This is a genomic window from Psychrobacter sp. H7-1, from assembly GCF_904846585.1.
Taxonomy (GTDB): Bacteria; Pseudomonadota; Gammaproteobacteria; order Pseudomonadales; family Moraxellaceae; genus Psychrobacter; species Psychrobacter raelei.
Window position 1 is genome coordinate 67,957 of the sequence record NZ_CAJHBH010000007.1, and the last position, 23,252, is coordinate 91,208.

A 23,252-nucleotide genomic window follows, 5' to 3' on the forward strand; every position below is an offset into this window, starting at 1 on the left:
ACCGTCATAATGCATTAACTTTTCATCAATAAACAAAACCTAAGCTTGGTAGATGCGGTAAAATGCAGGCTTGCTAAAATAGCGCAAACATTTATCATCCCCTGTACACACATTTATACCTCCTCTTTTTTAATCATTATCTAAAAAGGAATGTCGATGACGGCACCCAATTCACAGCGACCTTTAGAGCAATCTAATCCAGAGCTGACCACTAAAGATGGTCCAAAAGACTTAGCGACCATTTATGTCAAAGGCATGGCGATGGGCGCAGCAGACATCGTGCCGGGCGTCTCAGGCGGTACCATCGCGCTTATTGCCGGTATTTATGCCCGCTTAATCAATGCACTAGGCAGCATTGGCCCAAACTTATGGCAAGTGTTTCGTCAGCATGGCGGCATTAAGGGGCTACTTGCAGTCTGGCGACAAGTAGATGCGACTTTTTTATTGACGCTAATCCTAGGCATTGCCACCAGCTTCGCCACATTGGCCGGTATGATTAAGTATCTATTAGAAAATCAGCCGCTCTATATTTGGTCTTTTTTCTTCGGTCTTGTAGTCGCCACCGTGCTGATTTTATTAACAGAGATTCAGCGGTGGACGCTATCTCGAGCTGTGTTATTTGCCGCAGGTATTGCCGCCGCTGTAGTGATTAGTAGCTTACCTATAATGGCCACGGAGCCAAGCCTGCCTTATTTGTTTGTTGCTGGGGCTATAGCCATTTGTGCCATGATATTACCTGGTATTTCAGGCTCATTTATACTGCTGTTGATGGGGGCCTACGACACGGTGCTTGAAGCCGTGCACACCCTAAACTTTAGTGTTATTTTTACCCTTATGGCCGGCATGGCCACCGGTTTACTGCTATTTACCCGAGCGCTAAAGTGGCTATTGGCCAATTACTATCAAGGTACCTTGGCTTTATTAACTGGGTTTATCGCCGGCTCTTTGGTCAAGGTGTGGCCGTGGAAAGTAGATGCTTTGGGCACCTTAAACAGTGATGCCATTATCAATGTGGCGCCTTGGCATTATCCCACAGGTGCGCAGTGGCTAGTCACTATTGGCCTTATGCTACTAGGCGCCGTATTAGTCACCGCCCTATCAGTATGGGGCAAAAAGAGCAAAGGGGCGTAACACGAATTAACCCTGTAAGCTGGCTATAATAAGTGGCAAAATAAGTTCTAAAACGATTTAACCTTACCCATTAATAGGCTATCCTAAATAAATCCATTTATCTGGCATAGCCTTTTTTACGACTCAATTCAGCCAAGCGTAATGGGCTTAAGTTTAATTAATATAAGATAAGTTAGTCTAAGATCAGCTTATTTAACTGCTCATTTTCATCTTATCAACCGAGCGTATCGATTATTATATGACGCCTATCACCTACGCCCAGCAACAGCTCATTACCCGCTTATGCGTGCGCTGTGGATTACTGTTGATGCAATACGGAGCAGAGTCAGCCGTGGTGGTTGACCTCTCCAAGCGCCTTGGTCTAGCGCTTGGTATGGACAGTGTTGAGTGTGCGTTAAGCTTTAATGCACTGACCCTAACCACCATCTTTAATGAGCGCTGCATCACCACCACCCGCGATACGATTAATCAAAGTATCAACGTCAACTTATTGGTACAAATTCAGCAGATTGTGAATAAGACCGAAGCCACTGAGTGCAGCGGCGACTTGGTGATTACCACCTCTCAAGCTTTTGATGAGCTTGATAGAACCGTGTATCCCAGCTGGCTGGTGGCTCTCTTCGTCGGCAGCTCTTGTGCTACCTTTGCCGCGTTGCATGGTGGCAGCAGCTCTATTGTTGCGGTCACTTTTATAGCCGGCATGGTGGCGATGCTCACCCGTATTTTTTTATCCAAACACCACTTTAATCCTTTTATCACCGTCATTATTACCGCCTTTATTGCCTCACTTATTGGCGCCACCACCTATTATTTTGATATCGGTAATAATGCGGATATTGCGGTGGCCTCCAGTGTGCTACTGTTGGTACCAAGCTTTCCTTTAATCAACTCGTTATCAGATATCTTAAAGGGCTATGTCAATATTGGTATTGGCCGTGCTGTCTTCACTTATATGCTTAGCTTATCGGCCTGTGTGGGCATTGTGATTGCGCTGGTCTTACTGCAAATTCGGCATTGGGGGTTTTGATATGTGGCTATTAAAAACGGTTCTCCTCTCTTGCATCATCACCCTAGGCTGGACCTTGATGTTTACTGTGCCTAAGCGCTATATTTTGCCCTGCTTGCTGATGACTGGCTTTGGGTTTGGGCTAAAAACAGCACTGGAGCATTACCATTTACCTTTGCCAGTGGCCAGCTTTTTTGGAGCCATGCTATCGAGCTTTTTGGGGGTTTATTTTTCCAAAAAATACACCTTACCGCCAAAGGCTCTCATCTCGCCCAGTGTCATCTGTATGATGCCTGGTATTCCAGCGTATAAGGCGATGGTAAGTATGGTACAGATTGGCTATTTCGGGTTTTCAGATGCTCTATTTAGCCAGATGATGAGTTATTTTTTTGAAGCCTTATTCATCACATCAGCTTTGGTGCTGGGCTTGTCTATCCCAGGTTTACTGTTTTATCGACGCAGACCTATTGTTTAAATAAAGATTGCCCTGATTAAAGACACTAAGCGTCAAACACTTGCCTCCCATTGACAACTTCGGTACTTTTGATGGTGATTTTTTAGCTTTAAAGGTATTGATTTAGTTAAACATAAGCGGTTTGGATAAAAATCAACGCCAATAACCGTTACAATTATCCGCATCTTGTAAAGTGTTAGTACTGTTAAATTAATACACACCAATAAAAAAAGGATCCGTTATGAGTAGACATTACGACTATATCGCTATTGGGGGCGGTAGCGGCGGTATCGCCTCTATTAACCGCGCGGCCATGTATGGCAAAAAATGCGCCATTATTGAAGCCAACCACTTAGGCGGCACCTGTGTAAACTTAGGCTGCGTTCCAAAAAAAGTGATGTGGTATGGCGCCCAAGTGGCCGAGGCCATGCACAAATATGCGCCAGATTATGGTTTTGATGTCGAAGTAAAAGGCTTTGACTTTAATAAGCTTGTTGAGACCCGCCAAAAATATATTGCCAATATCCACCGCTCTTATGAGAATAATTTGGCCAAAAATAACGTAGAGGTCATCAATGGCTTTGCCAAATTCGTCGATAGCAAAACCGTCGAAGTCAATGGTGAGCACATTACTGCCGATCATATCTTAATTGCTACCGGCGGCCGTCCTATCTATCCAGACATTAAAGGCGCTGAGTACGGTATAGACTCTGATGGCTTCTTTGCTTTGCAACAGCTTCCTGAACGAGTGGCTGTCGTCGGCGCAGGTTATATTGCTGTTGAGATAACAGGCGTGTTGCGCAGCTTAGGGTCAGAAGTCGATTTATACGTTCGCCAGCATTCTCCTTTGCGCTCTTTTGACCACAGCATCGTTAATGTCTTGCTTGAAGAGATGGCCAAAGAAGGCATCGAGTTACACACCCATACGGTGATTAAACAGATTGTGAAAAATGAAGATGGCAGTCTTACTATAGAATTAGAAGATGGTCGCACAAATACTGTGGACTGCCTAATTTGGGCGGTGGGCCGCGAGCCTGCTACCGATAAGATTAACTTGGAAGTGACTGGGGTTGAGACCAATTCTATCGGTAAAATCAAAGTTGATAAGTTCCAAAATACCAATGTGGCAGGCATTTATGCCGTTGGTGATATTATCGAAAACAGTATCGACCTAACCCCTGTGGCCATAGCTGCCGGTCGCCGCTTATCTGAACGTTTGTTTAACAATAAGCCAAATGAACATCTTGATTATAGCTTAGTGCCCACAGTGATTTTCACTCACCCCCCTATTGGCACTATTGGTATGTCTGAGATGCAGGCCATTGAGCAATATGGTGAAGACGCTATCAAATGCTACACCTCAAGCTTTACCCCGATGTATAGCGCTGTAACTCAGCACCGCCAAAAATGCACCATGAAGCTGGTGTGCTTAGGTGACGAAGAAAAAGTCATTGGCTTACATGGCATTGGCTTTGGTGTCGATGAAATGATTCAAGGTTTTGCGGTCGCTATCAAGATGGGGGCTACCAAGGCCGATTTCGATAATACGGTTGCCATCCATCCTACCGGCTCTGAAGAATTTGTGACGATGCGATAAGTCATTACTATTTTGGGCATTGGTTACTGTTTTATATTTTAGGACGGGACAGCCTACAAAAAAAGGCCACTCTATTTTAGAGTGGCCTTTTGCTATGCTCGGCAATAAATAACCCTACCAAGCACTTTAATCCAAATGCTGCTTAAAGCCGCGCTCTTTATCACGCTCCCAGTCCCTGTCTTTAAGCGTCTTACGTTTATCATGAAGCTTTTTACCCTTAGCTAGGCCAATTTTGCACTTCACCAATGAGTCTTTCCAGTAAACCTCAAGCGGCACACAAGCATAGCCTTTTTGGTTCACCGCACCGAATAAAGTATCAATCTCTTTACGATTTAGCAGGAGCTTACGAGTACGGATACTGTCAGGGTCGACATGGGTTGAGCTTGATAATAACGGCTGAATATGTGCGCCAAATAAAAACGCCTCATTACCACGGAATACGACATAAGCTTCAGTGATACTCATCTTGCCAGCACGGATGGCTTTGACTTCCCAGCCTTGTAATACCAAGCCGGCTTCATAGGTTTCTTCAATAAAATACTCATGCCGCGCTTTTTTATTAGCGGCAATCTGATTGGATGGTTTTTTGGTCTTTTTCGCCATATTATTGTCTCTTATTTAAGCCAAGCAGCGCCTTAGTGTTTAAATAATTTATACGGGCCTGCTTGTCGTACATGTCCCTACTGAGCCTTTAAGCCGCTGTTAGATAGCCATAAACCAGTGTGCTACACAGTGCTGCTCTATAAAGACTAGATAGGTCGAGCCTTTAGTATAGCAAATTTGTCCTCCATTATTTTTCGTAGCTTTGTAAGCAGCCTTTTTATCTGGGTTGTTATGCCAAAGCAGTTGTCATGCTTTAATCACTAACTCTATTTTAGATAATCCGGCTCTATCTTAGATAATCTGGTTGTCTGTTTTTGGCCGATTACTACAGTAAAACTAAAAAACCTTGCTTGAATAAACTTACCTCTAGGCCAAAAATTTGTTACGATAGGCGCCTCTTTAATTCATTTATCATCTAAGCTTATCATCATGAATAAACCATCATCGCTCCATACTAAAGTCGTCTATCCAGGGACCTTTGATCCGATCACCAATGGTCATCGTGATCTGGTTAAACGCGCCGTTAAGCTATTTGATGAGGTGGTAATCGCCGTTGCTTTAGGCCATCATAAAAAACCCATGTTCAGCTTTGAAGAGCGTGTTGAATTGGTCGAATCGGTATTTGAGGATTTGCCACAAGTATCTGTAGTAGGGTTTGAGGGATTATTGGTTGAGTTCATGCGTGAGCAACAGGCGACCGCTGTCCTTCGTGGTCTACGCGCCATGTCTGATTTTGAGTACGAGTTTCAATTGGCCAATATGAACCGAGAGCTTGATGAGAACTTTGAGGCCGTATTTTTGACCCCTGCCCCTGAGTACTCGTTTATCTCATCAACGATGATCCGCGAGATTGCCAAGTTAAATGGCGATGTGGATAAATTTGTTCCTGTTTGTGTTCAAAAAGCATTTGATAATAAGCGCGCTAATAACTGGCAATAGCTTTCCCTATTTACCCCCTTACACCCCCTATATTTTCAATACGTCCTATGAACCGTCTTTTTGGGCGGTTTGTTAATTTTTTGACTTAGATTTGGAGCAGCATAATGGCTTTAATGATTACTGATGAATGCATTAACTGCGATGTTTGCGAGCCAGTTTGTCCCAATGACGCCATTTATGAAGGCGAAGAGATTTATGAAATTAATCCTGATCTGTGTACCGAGTGCGTCGGCCATTTCGATGAGCCACAATGCGTTGAAATTTGCCCAATAGACTGTATCCCTAATGACCCCAATCATGTGGAATCTGAAGGGGACTTAATGGCTAAGTATAAACGGATTGTGGGTCAGAATTAACCGTCTATTCTTAAAAGATAACGCGACTTAAAGACCATAGAGCTTTAATCTTCGGATGCGGGCTCTTTTTTATTGGCTATACCTATTGCATCCATCACAATGCCATATCAAGTTATGCTTTTATCACAACCTGAAGCAGATTCATGTTAAAATGAGCCCAATTCTATAAGCGCTTTTTTAAGCCGTTTACTGTACTCCTTATAATCCCTCAGTTTTATCACTATATTTTTTGACTACTACCCTCTTTTGACGTTGATTTATCGATCCCTATCGGTTTATTCCGAGAGCTAAACGATACAAAACAAACCCAAAGATTAAGTCTATAAATCATTATTTAGGTCATTGCCATGTCTGCTGAAACCATCGCCCGCACCGCTTTTAAACAAGGTATTACGCCTTTATACGACTATGATAAGCACTGGGCCAGTTGCTATGAGCCCGCCCCCTTCCTACCCATGAGCCGTGCTGAGATGGACGAGCTGGGCTGGGATGCTTGTGATGTGATCATCATCTCAGGTGATGCTTATGTCGATCATCCAAGCTTTGGCATGGCGATTATTGGCCGCTTGTTAGAAGCGCAAGGCTTTCGTGTGGGCATCATTGCACAGCCTGATTGGACCAGCAAAGATGCCTTTATGGCGCTTGGCAAGCCAGTTTATGCTTATGGTGTAACTGCTGGCAATATGGACAGCATGATTAACCGCTATACCGCCGATCGCCGTATTCGCAGTGATGATGCTTATTCACCGGACAATGCACCAGACAAGCGCCCTGATCGCGCGGCCATTGTATATAGCCAGCGCTGCCGTGAGGCTTATCCTGATGTGCCGATTATTTTGGGTGGTATTGAGGGCAGTTTGCGCCGTATTGCCCATTACGATTATTGGTCAGATAAAGTGCGCCGCAGTGTGCTACTAGACAGCCGCGCTGATGTGCTGCTATACGGTAATGCTGAGCGTGCCATTGTCGATATCGTGCATGGTCTATCAAAGGGTTATACCTTCGAGCAGATGAGTGATTTACGAGGGACGGCTTATCTATTGACGCCATCACGCCGCCACTGGAAAGCGGACATGATTGAGGTGGCCAGTAATGATGTGGATACCATTGGCCGTGTCGACCCCATTATCAACCCTTATGTGATGACTGAGGATTTAGACAGCTGCTCGATTGAAAAAGAAAAAGGCAACTCTGAGCGTAAGGTGAATGAAAGCCTATCCTCAATGGAACGTCAATACAAAGGCTTTGTCGCTGAAAAAGTGGATAACAAAGTCCTAAATGCCGATCAGGTTAATGAAGATGTACAAGTCGTTAAAATGGTCGGTCTTGAAGCAGATAAGCCAAAAACTGCCCGTAAGCACAAACTAAAGCTGCCACCACGCGAAAAGACGGTGATTCGCCTGCCCGATTATGAGCAAGTAAAATCAGATCCAGTGTTGTATGCCCATGCCAACCGTATTCTGCATTTAGAGACCAACCCAGGTAACGCCCGCGCCTTAGTACAGCGTCATGGCACCGGCGGTGGCAATTCAAGAACCGACATTGATGTGTGGTTAAACCCGCCACCGATTCCCTTATCTATGGAGGAGATGGATTACGTCTTTGATTTGCCTTATGCGCGTGTGCCACATCCCAGCTATGGTAAAGCACGTATTCCAGCTTTTGACATGATTAAGTTTTCGGTCAATATCATGCGTGGCTGCTTTGGTGGCTGTACTTTTTGTTCTATTACTGAGCACGAAGGCCGTATTATTCAGAACCGCTCTGAAGAGTCGATTTTACGTGAAGTGGAAGCCATTCGTGATACCGCGCCTAATTTTACCGGCGTGATTTCAGATTTAGGTGGCCCAACTGCCAATATGTACCGACTCAGCTGTAAAGATGAGGCCATCGAGAAGAACTGCCGTAAACCCTCTTGTGTGTACCCTGATATTTGTGACAACCTATTAACCGATCACAGCAACTTAACCAAGCTGTATCGTAAGGCTCGTGATATCAAGGGCATTAAGAAGATTCTCATCGCTTCAGGTCTACGCTACGATTTGGCGGTCAAAGACCCTGAATACGTCAAAGAACTGGTCACCCACCACGTCGGTGGTTATCTAAAAATTGCTCCTGAGCATTCTGAAACCAACGTTTTATCGAAGATGATGAAGCCGGGTATGGGCTCCTACGACACCTTCAAACAAATGTTTGAGCAGTACAGTCAGGAGGCCGGTAAAGAGCAGTATTTAATCCCCTATTTCATCGCCGCGCACCCTGGTACAACGGATGAAGACATGATGAATTTGGCATTGTGGCTCAAGCGCAACGACTTTAGAACCGACCAAGTTCAGGCTTTCTACCCAAGCCCTATGGCAACTGCGACCACCATGTATCACACTCACAAAGACCCGCTGCATAAAGTGACTCGTGAAGGCGGTGATGTGGATATCGTTAAATCTGGCAAGCAGCGCAAATTGCACAAGGCCTTTTTACGTTATCATGATCCAAAAAACTGGGCAATGCTACGCGCAGCCTTAAAACGTATGGGCCGCGAGGACTTAATTGGTACCGCTCGTCATTGCTTGATTCCACCGTTTAACTCACGCTTAGAGGGCAAAGACAGCCAAGACACTTATCAATCGGCCCGTAAAAAGAACAGCCGTGTGGGCTCAGACTCCATCAAGCGCTCAAATGCTAATAAGCGCAGTACCGGCGCCGCCACTGCAGGCAAGCTGGGCCGAAATCCAAGCAAACAGGTCAAAAAAGGCAACTTTCAAACCCAGCATACCGGATTGCCGCCACGCGTGACCAAATAGGCAGACCAAAGTCTGAGTTTTAGACGGGCTATTTTTAGCAAAGTAATCGGCGTTTTACCCAATAATTGCCTCACTGTTAACCGCAGTGGGGCTTTTGTTTATCTCAATTCTATCACCGATATAATATGCTAAACTGAGCGCTGCTTGTTAACTTCATTTGAGCATTACCCGCTAAGAGACACCTGTTATGACCCCTTTATTTCGCCAAAACTTATTAAAAAAATCACCCGCTTTCACCAAAGCGTCATTGATGGCATTGGCCATCGCCATCGCTGGCTGTAACAGCAACAGCACTGAAGCTAGAAACGAGCCGAGCAAGACGCCCACGAGCGCCAAGCAAAATACCAGTGCCAGTTCTGACTCTGATCCGAAGGTAGTGGCCGCGTTAGAAGCCAACTTTAAGGCCTCAGGTTTTGAGCAAAAAATCATCTCGGCCATACCCACCTCAATGGACAATATTTATTGGGTGACTGCCGAGGGCATGCCCGCCTTTTTTAGTGATAAAGAAGGTAGGCACATCATTCAAGGACAGATTGTCGAGATTGGTCAAGCGCATCCGATTGATATCAGTGCCGACTTGATAGCACAGAGCGCCAAGCAAAAACTGGCAGCCGTGGATAAAAAAGAGATGATTATTTATCCGGCCAAAGGCGCCACCAAAGCTGTGGTCTATGTCTTTACCGATGCCGACTGCCCTTATTGCACCAAATTGCATTCTGAAATGAGTGATATCAATGCCCAAGGGATAGAAGTGCGTTATCTTGCTTGGCCACGCAGTGATGCCAGTATTCCAAAAATGGAAGCCATCTGGTGTAGCAGTGACCGTATGCAGGCCATGAACGACGCCAAAGCCGGTAAGCCATTATCCTCGCCTAAGTGTGATAGCCCTGTTCGTTCACACATTGAGCTGGGTATGAGCTTAGGCGTGAGTGGCACACCTGCTATCTTTACCGAATCTGGTCATCAAATTGGCGGCTATTTGCCTGCCAAAGAGCTGGCCGCCGCCGCCCTTGCTCACTAAGATTCTAATAACAGATAAAGGCTGTGCTCAAGTCAGTATCTGATGCTTTGTCTAGTCGATAAGTTAACACTTTATTCACCTAGCATTGGCTGCTAATATAAATGTCGTTTAGGGAAAAATGTTCAAGCAAATGCAGTGGGTTTGTGAAATTTAGGCATAAGTTTGTGCACTATTTAGTTTTTTAAAACAATAGTATTATAAGCCCTGATAGTAATACACTATGATGCATAAGAGGCGTACATACGGCGCTGTATCACGCGCTCTGCAAGCTTGAACAATCGATAATAACGTTGGATAACACTACTGAGGATACCGTGAGTAAATCAATTAAATTGGCTATATTAGGGCTGGGCACTGTAGGTACAGGTGTCTTAGACCTACTTCAAGATAACTTATCAGAGCTAAAGAGGCGCAGTGGTCACGACATTGTTATTACCCAAGTCGGTACCCGCCGTCAGCGTGATGACATTGATCCCAGTATTAAGCAGCAAAGTGACTTAATGGCCATTGCCCAAAGCGACGATGTGGATATTATTGTTGAGGTAATTGGTGGCCAAACCGTAGCCAAAGAGGTGATTATCCACGCCATAAAAAATGGCAAACATGTGGTTACTGCTAACAAGGCGCTACTGGCCGAACATGGTAATGAGATTTTTGACCTCGCTGATAAGCACAACGTCCATGTGGCTTATGAAGCAGCTGTGGCAGGCGGTATTCCTATTATTAAAGTGCTGCGTGAAGCTTTAGCGGCCAATAAAGTAGATTGGCTCACCGGTATTATTAATGGTACCGGCAACTTTATTATGTCAGAGATGCGCGATAAAGGCCGCACCTTTGAAGATGTGTTAGCAGAAGCCCAAGCGCTGGGGTATGCTGAGGCAGATCCTACCTTTGATGTCGAGGGTATTGATGCGGCGCATAAATTAGCGCTACTGGCCTCAATTGCCTTTGGTATCCCCTTACAATTTGATAAAGTTTACTGTGAAGGCATTACCGCTATCACTTTGCAGGATGTCACATACGCTGAAGAGTTGGGCTATCGTATCAAGCACTTAGGCTTTGCGGTACGTCGTTATGATGGGCAAGACCCTCAATCGGTTAGCAAAAAAGTAACCGGTATTGAGCTGCGCGTCCATCCGACCCTTATCCCACAAGATAAGCTGTTGGCTAATGTTAATGGTGTAAAAAACGCGGTACTGGTCAATTCGCATCCTTTAGGTCAGACTCTATACTATGGCGATGGCGCAGGTGCCGGAGCCACCGCGTCTGCGGTCATGGCCGATGTGATGGATTTAATTCGGGTATTGACCGTAAAAGATGGCCATCATGTACCGCACTTAGCCTTTATGCCCAACCAATTATCAGACACACCCATCTTGCCTGCTGAGCAGATGGTAACCGGCTATTACTTACGTTTGCAGGCCACTGATACCCCAGGTGTACTGGCTGACGTGACTCGTATCTTAAGTGATGCCGGCATTAACATTGATGCCATTTTACAAAAACCGGCACATCAAAAAGGACAGGTGCCTATCATCATTTTAACGCTACCGGTTATTGAAAGTCAGATGAATGTCGCCATTAAGAAGATTGAAGCCTTGCAAGCGATTACATCAGATGTGGTACGTATTCGCTTAAATGAGCTGGACTAAAAAACTTAGACTAAAAGGGTTAGACTAAGACATTAACAGAAGCAAATTAAGTGATCGATTTGGCCAAGCTATCAAGTCGCTTGGCTCTTAAATAAATAATATTAATTAAGGATAATACTATGTCATCAGATTCAATCGTTATTGTTAGTGGCGCCCGTACCCCAATGGGTGGTTTCCAAGGCGACCTTACTGGCGCAACTTCTCCGCAGTTAGGTGCAGCTGCTATTAAAGCTGCTGTAGAGCGCTCGGGTGTAAAGGCTGAAGAAATCGACGAAGTTATCATGGGCTGTATCTTAACCGCAGGCGTAGGCCAAGGCCCTGCTCGCCAAGCCATGCGTAATGCAGGTATCCCTGATAGCACTGGCGCTGTGACCATTAACAAGCTATGTGGTTCAGGTCTAAAAGCAGTGATGCAGGCGCATGATGCTATTAAAGCAGGCAGTGCTGAGATTATCGTGGCAGGCGGCATGGAATCTATGACCAATGCGCCTTATATTCTGCCAGGTGCACGTGACGGCTACCGCATGGGTCACAAAGAAGTCAAAGACCATATGTTCTTAGATGGCCTAGAAGATGCCGATACCGGTAAATTGATGGGTCAATTTGCTCAAGAGATGGCCGATGAAAAAGGCTATACTCGTGAGCAAATGGATGACTTCGCTATTGAGTCATTAAACCGTGCGCTGACAGCCATCAAAGAAGGTCACTTTAAAGATGAAATCACGCCCGTTACTGTAAAAACGCGTAAAGGCGAAGTGGTTATCGAGACCGATGAGCAGCCTGCTAAAGCCAATGCTGAGCGTATCCCTACCCTACGTCCAGCCTTCGCAAAAGAGGGAACCATCACCGCCGCTAATGCCAGCTCAATCTCTGATGGTGCTGCTGCGGTTGTGGTGACCTCTGAACAAGTAGCCCAGGACAAAGGCTTGAATATTGAAGCGCGTATCATCTCTACCGCTACCAACTCGCTGCACCCTAGCAAATTTACCATTGCCCCTATTGGTGCAATCGAAAAAGTGCTACAAAAAGCAGGTTGGTCAGTAGAAGATGTGGATCTGTGGGAGATCAATGAAGCCTTTGCTATGGTGACCATGGCGGCAATGGATGAGCTAAATATTCCTCATGCCAAAGTCAACGTTGAAGGCGGTGCATGTGCCCTAGGTCATCCAGTGGGCTGTTCGGGTGCCCGTATCTTGGTTACTCTAATCAACTCATTGAAGCGCACCGGCGGCAAAAAAGGCGTGGCCTCATTATGTATCGGTGGCGGTGAAGCTGTTGCTGTCGCCATTGAACTTGCTTAGAGCCATTCGGCCAAGTTAGGCCAAAATCTATTTACAAAAATTCTTAAACAGAGCCTCCAAATTTGGAGGCTCTTTTTTTTATCACACCGTAGCAACATTTACCCTCCTTATCTTATCGGTTTGTAAAGCTAGACCCAAGCTATGTTATTGCACTTACAGCAACTTACAGCGCTTTACGCAACTTAATACAGTGATACTCGTTTACTATATAAAGTCCCAAATTCAGTTGTTAATCTATAAATCAAGTCATCGACACAGCTTAAAGAATAGTTAAACAAAAATTTATATCACCTGTTTGACATTTTATAAGAACACTAAATTGAAGATTTAATTTTAGCCAATAAAATACAACTTCAATCTAAAACGCCTTACTGAGTGCTGTCAATGATTTTGGTAATGACTACCGTGCGAAAAATTAACTTTAGCAATAAATCCTTGATGGATTTTCAATTTAAATAATAAGACAAGGAAAACTATAATGAGCCAACTAATTCGTTTAAAAGACATCCAATCAACTCACCGTGATATTATTGGTGATGACTACTATGATCCAACTGGCAAAGCTGCCTATGGTGCTGGTGAAGAAAAAATCGGTAAAATTGAAGGCGCTTTAGTTGAAGATATCACTGGCCGTATCCGTTATTTAATCGTAGATGTGGGTGGCTGGTTTAGCTCAAAAGAAGTTTTAGTTCCTGCAGGTCTTGCCCGTATTGTTGGTGATGATGTGTTCTTTGACTCTTTAACTAAGTCTCAAGTAGAAGCCATGGAAGAGTATGACCATGACTATCAGTACAGCTATAAAGAGCAAGCGAACAAAGACCGCGCCGCCTTTGTTGCTGACACTGTACCTGCCGCTGAGCGTGTAGATATCAAAGAAGATTACTACAATGCACCAAACACTTTAGAGCTATTAGAAGAGCGTCTAACAGTTAACAAAGATCGCATCGTAGCTGGCTTGGTAAAAGTAGGCAAACATGTGGTTACAGAGAACCGTGCTGTAGATGTAGAGCTTGAAGAAGAGCATGCCCATATTGAGCGTACTGAAGTTAACCGTCCTACCACTCGCCGTATCGGTGATGATGCCGGTGCTGACTCAGTAGAAGTTGAGCTAGAAGCTGAGCGTGCTAATGTAAACAAAGAAACTTACGTTACTGAAGAAGTGAACGTAGGCAAAACTACTGAGCGTCACACAGAGACTATCAATGAAACTATCCAGCGTGAAGAGCTAGATATTGACCGTGATGGTAACATTGTCGACCGTGAAGGTAACATTGTAGAGCGTGATGACCTAACTGCTGATGATGTACGCGCTGCTCGTGGCAAATAAGCCCAAAGCCTTCTTATCTGCCCTAGCATAATATTAGTAAATTAGTTTTTACGATAATGAAAGCAGAAAGCAGATAGGTACAAGCAATGACGTAAAAAGCCAGGGCAATGCTCTGGCTTTTTTAACGTCTAAAGCTTAGTTATACCTTGCCATTGGTTAAATGGCCGTAGCGGCTAATCATATCAATAACATCCCCATCTTCAGATACCCATCCCTAATCATTATAGGAAATCATCATGAGCGATTTTAATTCAGACAATCAAAGCAAAACCGACCCTTTTGTCAATCCCAATACACCACAGACCCAAAACCATTTAGACACAAGCATAGGTACAAACATAGGTACAAGCATAGACAAAGCAGATAGCATAAATGGGTTGCCTGACAAAGCTGCCCCACGTCAAGGCGTCACTGACTTATCACATGAGGATAACCTACAAAGCCATAGTTCAGCTAATCCTAATGGGCAACGCACTGTGGTAGGCAGCTTAGAGCTATTAGAAGAAAGAGCAGTAGTAGATAAAGAGCGCTTGGATATTGGTAAAGTCAAAGTCCGCAAAGAAGTGCGTAGAAAGACGGTGAATGTGCCCATTGAGCTCATGGAGGAAATCTTAGTTATTGAAACTGACTATTATGATGCCGACTCAAGAGCATTTTTGACCAATGAGGTGAGCGATGAGGACATAGTGCGTCACATCGAGCCTACCTTAGACAGTCAGCCTAGTATTATGGTCAATGGCAATCAGGTTTTATTGGATAGTAATGAGCCGTTAGAGATCGTGATCTCACGCCAAGTGGCACTCATCAAAAAAGAGACTCATGCGGTGCAAGATGTGCGTATCGAAAAATCGACTCATTTGCATCAAGATACCTTTGAGGTGGAGCTTAAGCATGAAGAGCTTGATGTGCAAGAAGAAGGCTTTTTTGAACATGAGCGCCGCAAACGCTAACGTCCTGCAAGTCCAATATAAACTGATGAGATTTTGTGTCAATGATTCACAATGAGTGGCTTTGTTTGACTCAGAAGTTTTGCTTTAATAAAAAAATAGCCGATACAAGTATCGGCTATTTTTGTAATGCTAGGTTATATAAATAGTGAGCATCTTAATACGATAGCGTTTTAATACGACAGTAAGTTACTAACCTCTTATTGAGCCCTCTTATTGGGCAGGGGCTGTCTCAGTAGTTTCAGCTGCAGCCTCTGACTGAGTATCTACATCAGCTGGTGCTGGAGTTTCAGCGGCAGGTGCGGCGTCCACGTCTGTTGCCGCCGCATCGGCTGCGGCCTCATCTGCATTGGCAGAGCGCGCATCTACGTCATCTAAATCGTCGGCTACGATGGCAGGATCATTGCCTTCTGCCGGCTCAGCTGACATGGCTACTTCTGCCTCTTCATCTTGTGCAGGGGCTGGTTGCTCTTGCTTTTGACAAGCCGTTAACCCCAGTACTGCTGTAAGTGCTGCTATCCATACGGTTAGTTTTAATGATTTATTATTCATAGTCATAGTTTTATCCTCACCGTCTACAAAATTACGGTCTAGTTATGTCGGGAGTTTATACACGAAAAATTATTAAATTTTTCCGTGGCACTGCTTATAGCGTAAGCCAGAACCACAAGGACAGGGGGCATTACGGCTAATATTCATATTTGCGTACGGGTTATTACCATTGGCAGCAGCAGGTGCCTTAGTTGCAGTTGCCTGTTGCTCAGCCGCTAAGTTGCGCGCTTCAACATCAGGGTCACTATGACGCTCACCGGTTAGGCTGTCCACCTCATCGTGTTCAAACATCATCTGTTGGCGCTCAGCTTGAGCCAAACGCTCCGCTTCCATCGCCTCAAGCTCCTCACGGGTTGGGATATGCACGCGTGATAAGTCTTGTACTGTGTCTGACTTGATGGCACCTAGCATCATCTGGAACAGCTCAAACGACTCACGTTTGTACTCTTGTTGTGGGTCTTTTTGTGCATAACCACGCAAATGAATACCTTTACGCAGCTGATCCATCTGCGTTAAATGCTCTTTCCAGTGACGATCTAGGCTTTGTAGCATAAAATGACGCTCAAGCTGGGCGGCATTTTCTGGGGTCATCAGCTCACGGCGCTCACGATAACGGGCAATAGCGGTTTGAACAATCTTCTCACGCAGCCCCTCTTCATCTAAGCGGCGGTCACTATCTAACCAGTCGTTAATTGGCATGTAGTATTTAAATTCGCTCTCAAGCTCATCTTCTAAGCCATCAATATTCCACTGATCATCAATAGATCCTGGGGGTACAAACTGGCTAATGAGCGCATCATAGACATCGCGATGCATCGCTTCGATGGCCTGTTTAAGATCGGCTTCTGCCAGCAAGTCATCACGCTGAGAGTAGATAACTTTACGTTGTTCGTTGGCGATGTCATCGTATTTTAGAAGGTTTTTACGCGCATCAAAATCTCGGCTTTCTACTTTTCCTTGGGCGTTTTCGATAGAGCGAGATACCATTTTGTGTTCAATGGCTTCATCTTCTTTTAAACCCATAGCCCGCATCATATTTACCACGCGGTCGCCGGCAAAGATACGCATCAAGTCATCTTCTAGCGATAAGAAGAAGCGAGACTGGCCAGGGTCACCTTGACGACCGGCACGACCACGCAGCTGGTTATCGATACGGCGTGACTCGTGACGCTCTGAGCCAATAATATGCAACCCGCCTGCAGCCAATACTTCGTCATGCTTTTTCTGCCAAGCTGCTTTTAGACGCTGCATTTCCTCTGGGCTAACATTGTCCGGATCACTAATGTGTGCCTGCCAGTTACCGCCTAAAATGATGTCTGTACCACGGCCCGCCATGTTGGTGGCGATGGTCACCGCTTTGGGGCTACCTGCCTGAGCGATAATTTCTGCTTCACGCTCATGCTGCTTAGCGTTTAGGACGTTATGCTTAATACCTTCTTGGTCAAGCAAATAAGACAGCTCTTCACTGGCTTCAATGGTCGCTGTACCGACTAACACAGGTGCGCCTTTGGCTTGAATCTCTTTAATCTCACGGATAATACCTTTGTATTTACCCAGCTTGGTCAAGAAGATCTGGTCCTCTAAGTCGATACGCGCAATTGGCTTGTGGGTAGGAATAACTACCACATCAATATCATAAGTAGATTTAAATTCTGCCGCTTCGGTATCGGCGGTACCGGTCATGCCTGATAACTTGTCGTAAAGACGGAAATAGTTCTGGAAAGTGGTGGTGGCAAGCGTTTGGTTTTCCGCTTGAATTTCAACCCCCTCTTTGGCCTCTACAGCTTGATGTAGACCATCTGACCAACGGCGACCCGGCATGGTACGACCGGTGTTTTCATCTACGATGATGACTTCACCATTATCAACAATGTAATGTACGTTTTTAATAAAGATGTGATGCGCACGAATGGCGGCTTGTACATGCGCAAGTAGAGGCAAGCGAATTGGGCTATATAAGCTTTCATTTTCGCCAAGCTCACCCACTTCAATTAAGAAAGATTCAATTTTCTCGTAGCCTTTTTCACTAATCTCAATCTGGCGGTTTTTCTCATCGATCCAAAAGTCGCCATCTTCATTTTCTTTATTGGCTTCTTCGTCAGTTGAGCGAGTCAAACGCGGGATAATATTATTAATCAAAGCATAAGTGGCTGAAGAATCATCGGCTTGACCTGAGATGATCAGCGGCGTACGTGCCTCATCAATTAAGATAGAGTCAATTTCATCGATAATACAGTAGTTTAGTGGACGCTGTTTTTTTTCAGCCAAGCTAAACACCATGTTGTCACGTAAGTAATCAAAGCCATATTCGTTGTTGGTACCATAGGTAATATCGGATTGATAGGCCGCGACTTTTTCATAAGGGGGCTGCTGAGAGTAGATGACCCCAACGGTTAGTCCCAAAAAATCAAACAAAGGACGGTTTAGTTCAGCATCACGCGCCGCTAAGTAATCGTTCACAGTAACCACGTGTACCCCTTTGCCACTAATGGCGTTGAGGTAAATGGCTAAGGTTGCCATCAAGGTTTTACCCTCACCGGTACGCATTTCTGCAATTTTGCCTTCATGAAGGGTGATACCACCGATGATTTGCACATCATAATGGCGCATACCCAGTACTCGTTTTGAGGCTTCACGACAGACCGCAAAGGCTTCAGGCAATAATGAATCTAAGCTTGCCCCCTCATCAAAACGACTTTTAAACTCTGCCGTCTTATCACGAAGCTGTGCATCTGTTAGCGCACTAATTGCCGCTTCTTGAGCATTTACCTTTGCGACAATTTGACGCATCCGCTTTAGCTCACGATCATTTTTGGTACCAATTACGCTTCCGACTATTTTTGACAACATAACTTTGTAGACCTACATATCGACTCAGTCAGACGCACATCTGCGCAGACCATAAAAAAATTTTATCTATTATATATGGTAACAGCCTTGATAGATACAAGGGTAATTGATTCTGTAATCACAAATTATTTGTTGCTTTTTAGCAAATCAGGCGTTGTATTTCTCCGCCTTAGATTTATGAGCAGAATCAATGCGGCAATAAATGCTAAAATAGAGGGTGGTTTTATCCCTCATTTACCGCATTCAAAGCGGTCACTAAATAAGCCCCCTACTTTAGATAATGCGTATCAGCTAAATGACCCACAATATAAATCATATAATAATGTAAACCGCTTGGTCTTTTAACTACGCCCCTTTTAAGCCACTTAATCTTTAAGCAAATAAGCAAAAATTATGTCTGACACCGTGCACACCACCTCACTGCTCAATATAGCTGGCGTTGAATACAATCTTGATGACCATACCCCAATGATGGTGCAATATTTAACCCTCAAAGCGCAGTATCCGAATGCGCTCTTGCTGTACCGTATGGGCGATTTTTATGAGCTTTTTTTTACCGATGCTCAGCGAGCGGCTGATATTTTAGACATTACTTTAACCCGCCGCGGCAACGATAAAGCAGGTAACAATATCGCTATGGCCGGCGTGCCCTTTCATGCTGCCGAAAGCTATATGGCGCGTCTTATTGCAGCGGGCGAAACCGTGGTTATCTGTGAGCAAGTCGAGGATGCCCCTGAGCTGAATGAAGAGCATGACACGAATAAGCCCACTGCGGCCAAAGGTATCATGCGCCGTGAAGTGGTCAAAACATTAACCGCTGGCACTCTCACCGATGATGCACTTATTGCGCCCAATCACACCCCAAGCGTTGTGGCACTTGATTTCAATTTAAAGAAAAATTGGCAACACCTAAAGAGTAGCTCAAATCAAGCGAGCCTAAACCAGATAGGTATCAGCCAGCTAGACATCAACGCCGGTACCATTCGTACGCAAACCCTGCCACTTTCTGAGGTTATTAAGCCGGCTGAGGCCAATATTGCTTATGTGTCTGAGTCACAGGTGGATTATGAGGTACTGTTAAAGCAGCGTCTGCTCACCGTACTCAACAGATTTGCCCCAAGTGAAGTGATTATTCCAGAGACGTTAAGCGATGACTGGCGCCACTGGCTACAAGACAAGCTATATTGCCCAGTTATTAGTGTGGCGGCCAGCGACTTTCACCCCCAGCATGCCGGCGAAACAGTATGTCGACAGTTTAATGTACAAACCTTAGAGGGACTGGGCATCGCCGAAAGTTTGGTGGCACAAACCACCAGTGCCGCCTTAATCCATTATGCTCAGCAAACCCAGCAGCGCCACACGCCGCAGCTCACTGAACTGATTGTTGAGCGTGATGAAGACTATTTAATCATTGATGACATTAGCAGCCGCAACCTTGAGTTATTTACCCCCGTTAGTCCCACGGGCACCAGTCTATTAAGCGTGGTCAATCAGTGCCAAAGCGCCATGGGCAGACGCTTATTAATCAACCAGCTCAAGCGCCCGCTACGTCTGGCCACTCATGTTGAGTCGTTAGGCTTGCGTCTTGATGCCTGCCAGTGGCTGATACAGACACCCACCAGCGCTGAGATAACTCAGCTGCAGCAAAGCTTACACTGTATCGCTGATATTGAGCGTATCAGTAGCCGCATTGCATTACACAGCGCCAAACCCCGAGACCTGCGGCGCTTAGCAGACAGTATCAGACACAGTGAGCAGCTGGCCCACACGTTACAGAGCTTAGGGCTACAGGCGGACAGTGAGGGTCTACTGCCAAGCCTACTACAAAACTTACCACTGCAAAAAAACACCTTATTAAAAATCGCTGAACACATCGAGTCGGCTATTATAGAGGAGCCGCCAGCCCATATACGTGACGGTGGCATGATTGCAGAGGGATATGACAGTGAGTTTGATCGCCTGGTTCATCTGCATGACAATATCCAACAAACCCTTGATGACATGGCTGATGAAGCCCGTCAAAATTATCAGCTCCCCAGCCTAAAAGTAGGCTTTAACAAAGTCAGCGGTTTTTACTTTGAATTACCCAAAGCGCAAGCGTCTACAGCGCCGGATGTTTTTATTCGCCGCCAAACCCTTAAAAACAGCGAGCGTTTTATCACTGAGCCGTTGAAGAATCTGGAGGTGGAATATCTAGACGCCCAAAGCTTAGCACTCAGCTGTGAAAAGGCGTTATATCAAGGGTTACTGGTGCGCTTAAGTGAACAGCTTCAAGATTTACAACAGCTTAGCGCAGCCATCGCTCAGATTGACGTGCTGCTTAACTGGGCTATACTTGCCAAAGATAATGACTGGGTACGCCCCACGCTTGACCCAAGTGGCAGTTATTTAGACATTCGCCAAGGCCGGCACTTAGTCGTAGAAGCCATGAGTCAGCCCAAAGCAACCCATGGCAATAGCCAACCCACCTCTGGGCTGCAGCATTTTGTGGCCAATGATTGTCAACTGGGCACGGAATCATTTAATGAGCGGCTACTACTCATCACTGGGCCAAATATGGGTGGTAAATCTACCTATATGCGCCAAACTGCCCTTATTGTGCTGCTTGCCTGCTGTGGCAGCTTCGTGCCGGCCGCCTCAGCTACCCTCGGTGACATTGATCGCATTTTTACTCGCATTGGATCAGCCGATGACTTAGCTGGTGGCAAATCTACCTTTATGGTGGAAATGATTGAGACCGCACAAATCTTAAATCTGGCCAGCCACTGCTCTTTGGTATTAATGGATGAGGTCGGCCGCGGTACGTCCACCACGGATGGTCTAGCGATTGCTCATGCCTGTGCCGTCCAGCTGTGTGAAATGGGTAGTCTCACATTATTTGCCACCCACTACTTTGAATTAACCGAGCTTAGTCAACAACGCAATCTTAGCGGTAAGCTAAGAAACGTTCATGTCGCCGCCAGTCACATCGATGGCCAGCTGTTATTACTGCACAAAATTGAGCCAGGTGCTGCCAGCTCAAGCTTTGGGCTGCATGTGGCAAAGATGGCCGGTATTCCTGACAAAGTTTTAATCGCCGCCGAACGCTACTTAAGCTTACAAAAATCCCTAAACGCAGCCACCCAAGAGTGTCATCACCCCTCAATAACGCCTAGGGATAATCATGCTAATTTTGATAAAGCTTATGCTAATGACGACGATAGCCGCTACGCAGCAGATTTAAATAGCTCAGCTCTTGATTCTGTGACACAAGATAGCCTGTCAACAGCGCCTGACTTGAGCCCTCATTTATCAAGTGAATCTAAAGTGCTTAGCCCTTTAAATACTAAGGCCAAAGCGATTTTAGACACGCTAAATGACATCTATCCTGACGAGTTGACACCCAGACAAGCCTTGGACTTAATTTATGAATTAAAAAAACAAGCACGCTTGGGCTAACAGCAATTTGTGAAAAATGCATTAAAAGGGTAAAATATACCCCTAAAATAAATCTTCTCTCTTACTCCCAACTTACTTATCTTTTATAAGCAGCTATAAGCGCGATTATTTAGCCCGATACTGGCTCAAGAAGACATCACAGCTACATGGCTGTGCTACTTGCCCCCAGTCCGCCAAAATAATTGCCGATGCTTGAAGATAACTTTTATAAAGGTAGCTCGCTATGACATTTGTTGTCACTGATAATTGCATTCGCTGCAAATACACCGATTGTGTTGAAGTCTGCCCTGTGGACTGCTTTTATGAAGGGCCTAATTTCTTGGTCATTCATCCTGATGAGTGTATTGACTGCGCTTTGTGTGAGCCTGAGTGTCCTGCTAATGCCATCTTCTCAGAAGATGAAGTGCCAAAGGGTCAAGAAGAGTTTATCGAACTAAATGCTGAGCTGGCTGAAGAGTGGCCTAACATCACTGAAATGAAAGGTCAGCTGCCTGACGCTGAGAAATGGGATGGCGTTGAGGGCAAAATTCAGTACCTAGAGCGTTAGACCCTATCCCACACTCAAGCTCTGAATTTTTTATTTTATCTGACTAAAAATTTAAAAAGCGGCCCTAGGTCGCTTTTTTTATTGACTATGTTTTACGTTCAACTGTGTATTTTATCGTCGAATTATAGATTACTGGTTTCACATTGTACGCTCTTATCTAAATTACAGATAATATGGGTGTGATCAGAGCCTGGGTTTTTAATTTTTGATTGCACGCTTGGCATCACTGCCGGCGTTACACTCGTGCCATCGTTATAAACCATAGTCTCGCAAGCTGTTTTATCACTCGCTGTATTCAATATGCGGGTCGCTTTATCAGCATCAAACTCATTCGTAGGATCATTACGCTCTAAAAATATCTGATTACTAAACGCCTTGGTCTGTGACAAACAGGCAGCTTCAGAGGTCTTTTGGGCATAGCTTTGATAGCCAGGAATGGCAATTAAAGACAACACGCCGATGATGGCCACCACTATCATCAGCTCAATTAAAGTAAATCCTTGCTGTGAAGACATTGCACTTCCTTATCGTTTTTAATATAAAATAAGAATTATAAATTAAGTAAAAATAAACAATAACATAAAAAACTCTATTGCTAAACTTAACCCCAGTTCGGGATAAGCCACATTGTAACTCATTGATACTATTTACAATGTGGCTACCTGTCCCTGCTGAGGCATGTTTTTGATGGTGGGTTTATAGGGAAACCAGCAATAAGCAATCAAACCTG

At 45.0% G+C, this 23,252-nt stretch carries 18 protein-coding genes; 14 read left to right on the plus strand and 4 right to left on the minus strand.

What is annotated here, in order from left to right; translation table 11 throughout:
• Positions 1–156 precede the first annotated feature (156 nt).
• From JMX92_RS04185 to gorA, 4 genes are all read left to right on the plus strand, one after another.
• Positions 157–1,131, plus strand: coding sequence for a DUF368 domain-containing protein (locus JMX92_RS04185; RefSeq protein ID WP_201544088.1), 975 nt, complete (start codon positions 157–159; stop codon positions 1,129–1,131).
• Positions 1,132–1,369: 238 nt separating this feature from the next.
• Positions 1,370–2,158 (plus strand): threonine/serine ThrE exporter family protein, encoded by a 789-nt coding sequence (locus tag JMX92_RS04190; protein ID WP_110816995.1) that lies wholly within the window; start codon positions 1,370–1,372, stop codon positions 2,156–2,158.
• Position 2,159: 1 nt separating this feature from the next.
• Complete coding sequence (locus JMX92_RS04195) at positions 2,160–2,612, plus strand: threonine/serine exporter family protein (protein ID WP_011961217.1); 453 nt, start codon at positions 2,160–2,162, stop codon at positions 2,610–2,612.
• Between the two features lie 220 nt (positions 2,613–2,832).
• Positions 2,833–4,188 (plus strand): glutathione-disulfide reductase, encoded by a 1,356-nt coding sequence (gene gorA, locus JMX92_RS04200; protein ID WP_201544090.1) that lies wholly within the window; start codon positions 2,833–2,835, stop codon positions 4,186–4,188.
• A 126-nt stretch (positions 4,189–4,314) separates the two neighbouring features.
• Here the strand turns inward: gorA and smpB are convergent, their stop codons facing one another.
• A complete protein-coding gene (gene smpB, locus JMX92_RS04205; protein WP_011961219.1) occupies positions 4,315–4,791 on the minus strand; it encodes an SsrA-binding protein SmpB in 477 nt (158 codons plus the stop codon).
• 429 nt (positions 4,792–5,220) lie between these two features.
• Between smpB and coaD the strand changes: the two genes are divergently transcribed.
• The 8 genes from coaD (at position 5,221) to JMX92_RS04245 (ending at position 15,138) form a co-directional block, all read left to right on the plus strand.
• On the plus strand, positions 5,221–5,730 hold the full coding sequence (coaD, locus tag JMX92_RS04210) for a pantetheine-phosphate adenylyltransferase (protein WP_011961220.1): 510 nt from the start codon (positions 5,221–5,223) through the stop codon (positions 5,728–5,730).
• Between the two features lie 104 nt (positions 5,731–5,834).
• The gene (locus tag JMX92_RS04215; RefSeq protein ID WP_011961221.1) at positions 5,835–6,086 is read left to right on the plus strand and encodes a YfhL family 4Fe-4S dicluster ferredoxin; all 252 of its coding nucleotides are present in this window, start codon (positions 5,835–5,837) and stop codon (positions 6,084–6,086) included.
• A 347-nt stretch (positions 6,087–6,433) separates the two neighbouring features.
• The gene (locus JMX92_RS04220; protein ID WP_201544092.1) at positions 6,434–8,887 is read left to right on the plus strand and encodes a YgiQ family radical SAM protein; all 2,454 of its coding nucleotides are present in this window, start codon (positions 6,434–6,436) and stop codon (positions 8,885–8,887) included.
• A gap of 187 nt (positions 8,888–9,074) precedes the next feature.
• On the plus strand, positions 9,075–9,908 hold the full coding sequence (locus JMX92_RS04225) for a DsbC family protein (protein WP_201544094.1): 834 nt from the start codon (positions 9,075–9,077) through the stop codon (positions 9,906–9,908).
• 314 nt (positions 9,909–10,222) lie between these two features.
• Positions 10,223–11,560 (plus strand): homoserine dehydrogenase, encoded by a 1,338-nt coding sequence (locus JMX92_RS04230; RefSeq protein WP_011961224.1) that lies wholly within the window; start codon positions 10,223–10,225, stop codon positions 11,558–11,560.
• 119 nt (positions 11,561–11,679) lie between these two features.
• The gene (locus tag JMX92_RS04235; RefSeq protein ID WP_155587470.1) at positions 11,680–12,861 is read left to right on the plus strand and encodes a thiolase family protein; all 1,182 of its coding nucleotides are present in this window, start codon (positions 11,680–11,682) and stop codon (positions 12,859–12,861) included.
• Positions 12,862–13,339: 478 nt separating this feature from the next.
• Complete coding sequence (locus JMX92_RS04240; protein ID WP_110817001.1) at positions 13,340–14,188, plus strand: DUF2382 domain-containing protein; 849 nt, start codon at positions 13,340–13,342, stop codon at positions 14,186–14,188.
• Between the two features lie 236 nt (positions 14,189–14,424).
• Complete coding sequence (locus tag JMX92_RS04245; RefSeq protein ID WP_155587472.1) at positions 14,425–15,138, plus strand: YsnF/AvaK domain-containing protein; 714 nt, start codon at positions 14,425–14,427, stop codon at positions 15,136–15,138.
• 210 nt (positions 15,139–15,348) lie between these two features.
• Here JMX92_RS04245 and JMX92_RS04250 read toward each other — a convergent pair whose 3' ends face one another.
• Both JMX92_RS04250 and secA read right to left on the minus strand, forming a co-directional pair.
• A complete protein-coding gene (locus tag JMX92_RS04250; RefSeq protein ID WP_201544096.1) occupies positions 15,349–15,693 on the minus strand; it encodes a hypothetical protein in 345 nt (114 codons plus the stop codon).
• A 66-nt stretch (positions 15,694–15,759) separates the two neighbouring features.
• Complete coding sequence (gene secA, locus JMX92_RS04255; RefSeq protein ID WP_011961230.1) at positions 15,760–18,537, minus strand: preprotein translocase subunit SecA; 2,778 nt, start codon at positions 18,535–18,537, stop codon at positions 15,760–15,762.
• Positions 18,538–18,930: 393 nt separating this feature from the next.
• On the opposite strand from secA, the gene mutS reads away from it, so the two are divergent.
• Positions 18,931–21,975 carry a DNA mismatch repair protein MutS gene (gene mutS / locus JMX92_RS04260; protein WP_201544098.1) on the plus strand — a complete coding sequence of 1,015 codons (3,045 nt, stop codon included), beginning with the start codon at positions 18,931–18,933 and terminating at the stop codon, positions 21,973–21,975.
• Between the two features lie 223 nt (positions 21,976–22,198).
• The gene (gene fdxA / locus JMX92_RS04265) at positions 22,199–22,522 is read left to right on the plus strand and encodes a ferredoxin FdxA (RefSeq protein WP_011961232.1); all 324 of its coding nucleotides are present in this window, start codon (positions 22,199–22,201) and stop codon (positions 22,520–22,522) included.
• Positions 22,523–22,644: 122 nt separating this feature from the next.
• On the opposite strand, the gene JMX92_RS13725 is transcribed toward fdxA, so the two are convergent.
• Positions 22,645–23,037 (minus strand): type IV pilin protein, encoded by a 393-nt coding sequence (locus JMX92_RS13725; protein ID WP_201544100.1) that lies wholly within the window; start codon positions 23,035–23,037, stop codon positions 22,645–22,647.
• Between the last annotated feature and the right edge of the window lie 215 nt (positions 23,038–23,252).

Coding starts and splice junctions, on each gene's coding strand:
- JMX92_RS04185 (WP_201544088.1), top strand. CDS start 157: ATGACGGCACCCAATTCACAGCGACCTTTAGAGCAATCTAATCCAGAG.
- JMX92_RS04190 (WP_110816995.1), top strand. CDS start 1,370: ATGACGCCTATCACCTACGCCCAGCAACAGCTCATTACCCGCTTATGC.
- JMX92_RS04195 (WP_011961217.1), top strand. CDS start 2,160: ATGTGGCTATTAAAAACGGTTCTCCTCTCTTGCATCATCACCCTAGGC.
- gorA (WP_201544090.1), top strand. CDS start 2,833: ATGAGTAGACATTACGACTATATCGCTATTGGGGGCGGTAGCGGCGGT.
- smpB (WP_011961219.1), bottom strand. CDS start 4,791: ATGGCGAAAAAGACCAAAAAACCATCCAATCAGATTGCCGCTAATAAA.
- coaD (WP_011961220.1), top strand. CDS start 5,221: ATGAATAAACCATCATCGCTCCATACTAAAGTCGTCTATCCAGGGACC.
- JMX92_RS04215 (WP_011961221.1), top strand. CDS start 5,835: ATGGCTTTAATGATTACTGATGAATGCATTAACTGCGATGTTTGCGAG.
- JMX92_RS04220 (WP_201544092.1), top strand. CDS start 6,434: ATGTCTGCTGAAACCATCGCCCGCACCGCTTTTAAACAAGGTATTACG.
- JMX92_RS04225 (WP_201544094.1), top strand. CDS start 9,075: ATGACCCCTTTATTTCGCCAAAACTTATTAAAAAAATCACCCGCTTTC.
- JMX92_RS04235 (WP_155587470.1), top strand. CDS start 11,680: ATGTCATCAGATTCAATCGTTATTGTTAGTGGCGCCCGTACCCCAATG.
- JMX92_RS04240 (WP_110817001.1), top strand. CDS start 13,340: ATGAGCCAACTAATTCGTTTAAAAGACATCCAATCAACTCACCGTGAT.
- JMX92_RS04245 (WP_155587472.1), top strand. CDS start 14,425: ATGAGCGATTTTAATTCAGACAATCAAAGCAAAACCGACCCTTTTGTC.
- JMX92_RS04250 (WP_201544096.1), bottom strand. CDS start 15,693: ATGACTATGAATAATAAATCATTAAAACTAACCGTATGGATAGCAGCA.
- secA (WP_011961230.1), bottom strand. CDS start 18,537: ATGTTGTCAAAAATAGTCGGAAGCGTAATTGGTACCAAAAATGATCGT.
- mutS (WP_201544098.1), top strand. CDS start 18,931: ATGTCTGACACCGTGCACACCACCTCACTGCTCAATATAGCTGGCGTT.
- fdxA (WP_011961232.1), top strand. CDS start 22,199: ATGACATTTGTTGTCACTGATAATTGCATTCGCTGCAAATACACCGAT.
- JMX92_RS13725 (WP_201544100.1), bottom strand. CDS start 23,037: ATGTCTTCACAGCAAGGATTTACTTTAATTGAGCTGATGATAGTGGTG.